Source organism: Blautia sp. OM07-19 (assembly GCF_003481595.1).
Taxonomy (GTDB): Bacteria; Bacillota; Clostridia; order Lachnospirales; family Lachnospiraceae; genus Blautia_A; species Blautia_A intestinihominis.
The window spans coordinates 1-218 of sequence record NZ_QULA01000027.1; the positions used below are offsets into that span (position 1 = coordinate 1).

Here is a 218-nt window from a genome sequence, read left to right on the forward strand (position 1 = left end):
TTCCTCCGTAAGATTCTTTAATGTGATTTCTACTGTTTTATTACTCAGATCATAATCACTGTCATAAGATATATAGGCGTTAAAATGTTTAAGATGCGCAGAATTTTGATCTGTTTTCAGTAATTCATCCTGTCCTACCCCAGTATTGAAACTTCCAAATCTGTTATCGTCCACTGCATATACTTCTTTTCCATCGATCTTAAAATGTGTCATCTCCT

The 218-nt window shown here is 33.9% G+C and carries 1 protein-coding gene; it reads right to left on the reverse strand.

Features of this window, described 5'->3' with window-relative positions; all coding sequences use genetic code 11:
• On the reverse strand, positions 1-218 hold a 218-nt coding region (locus tag DXC01_RS20360; protein WP_199705020.1), incomplete at both ends, for a hypothetical protein.